The sequence below is a fragment of the Marichromatium bheemlicum genome (genome assembly GCF_012276755.1).
Classification (GTDB): domain Bacteria; phylum Pseudomonadota; class Gammaproteobacteria; order Chromatiales; family Chromatiaceae; genus Marichromatium; species Marichromatium bheemlicum.
In genome coordinates this window covers 1-1654 of record NZ_JAAXKX010000043.1, presented here as the reverse complement: position 1 = coordinate 1654, position 1654 = coordinate 1, and the positions used below count along the sequence as shown (strand labels likewise).

The window sequence follows — 1654 nt, the reverse complement described above, 5'->3', positions numbered from 1 at the left end:
ACGGAAGTCTGGTGAGATGTAGCCGAGGCGCAAGCGGCGGTTCAGATCGCAATCGTTGTCGTGGGCGCGCCAATGCGCCCGTACTGGATCACCATGACGGCGATCATAGTCACGATAGGCCATAAAAACCGACTTCGCCGAGAGGTCAGGATGATAGTTGAAGGTAAAAAGCAGGTTGGATGCCGCTTGCACGAGAGCCGGATCAAACTCAGCAGCACGCTCAAAACCAGCATGCGCTTCATCCAGCCGCCCCAAGCCCATGAATACATTCGCGCGATTATTGTGTGCGTTCGCATCCTGTTCGTCGATTGCTAGAGCCTGCTCCAGACAACACAACGCTTCATTTAACCGCCCTGTCTCATGAAGCAAAATCCCTAAATTATTTAGCACTTTAGTGTTTTTTTTATCGTACATCAGAGCGCAACGATAACTGCGTTCTGCCTCCTCGAGTCTCCCCAACCCTTTCAGCACCAAGCCACGATTTCCGTGGGCATCTACCATTAAAGGAGCCAACTCTACGAGTTGATCGAAACACCCGAGAGCCTCTCGATAGAGGCCTAACTCGTTTAGCACGAGACCAAGGTTCAACAACAAATCTGCATCATCGGGCCGCAGCCGCACCGCCTCGCGCTGGCTCACCAACGCCGCATCGACCCGCCCCAGCGCCTTGAGCGCCAGCCCCTGATTGCTCAACGCCTCGACGAACCCTGGTTGGAGTTCGAGGGCGCGCTCATGGGCGCGCAAGGCCGCCTCGGGACGTCCAAGTTCACGCAGCAGCAGGCCGCGGTTATCGTGAGCCCGGGCATAGTCCGGGGTGAGCGCGACTGCCCGGTCACAGCACTCCAGGGCCGCATCCAAGGCCCCTTGCTCACGTAGGCTCATCGCCAGATTGTTCCAGACCTCGGCACGATCCGGGGCGATCCCGAGGGCCTGTCGGTAGTGCGCGACGGCGTCCTCGATCAATCCGAGCCGCTGACAGACATGTCCCAGATTATTCAGTAGCTCCGGATCATCTGGCGTGAGTCGCCGTGCGCGCTCGAGTACCGTGCGCGCCTCGTGCACCTCACCGCGGCGGGCCAACAAGGCGCCCAACACCTTCAACCCGAAGGCATCGTCACCGCTCAGCGCGCGCGCGTACCGCTCGGCCTCCTCCAAGCGCCCGGCGTGCAATGCAGCCAGCACAGGGGCATGCCCGACGGTCGTGGCGGCAGGCGCCGCCGCACGACAGGTCTCGGCCTGTCCCGAAGACCGCTGCCGCCCCTCTCTCCCCCGTGCTTCATGCAAGCGACCGAGCGCCTCCTGCGCCTCGGCGGCGGCGGGATCGAGCGCAAGCACGGCGCGATAGACGGACTCGGCCACGTCCAGACGGCCGGCACGGTGATGTGCTGCGGCCGCTTGGAGCAGCAACCGCTTATCCTCGTTCTGGCTCACACCAATGCTCCCACATCGCCCGGTAGGCGGCCTCGATCCGTGCCACCTGCCCCTGCTCGTCACGCCAGGGGCTGGCCTCCATCTGTGCGCGCAACCCGGCGCGGATCGTCGCCAGCGCCCCGGGGTCCGAGGCCAGCGCGACCACGCGCTCGACGTAGTCGGCCTCGTCCGTGGCGATCCACTCCTCCCGACCCAGCCCCGAGAGGATCATCGCCCCGATCCG

The 1654-nt window shown here is 63.2% G+C and carries 1 protein-coding gene and 1 pseudogene; both read right to left on the bottom strand.

The genetic code is table 11. The features are described 5' to 3' along the window. On the bottom strand, positions 1 to 1431 hold a 1431-nt coding region (locus HF203_RS16020), incomplete at its 3' end, for a tetratricopeptide repeat protein (protein WP_168671085.1). Further along, positions 1412 to 1654: pseudogene (locus HF203_RS16015) on the bottom strand (tetratricopeptide repeat protein); the annotation flags it as partial. The gene HF203_RS16020 and the pseudogene HF203_RS16015, both read right to left, overlap by 20 nt.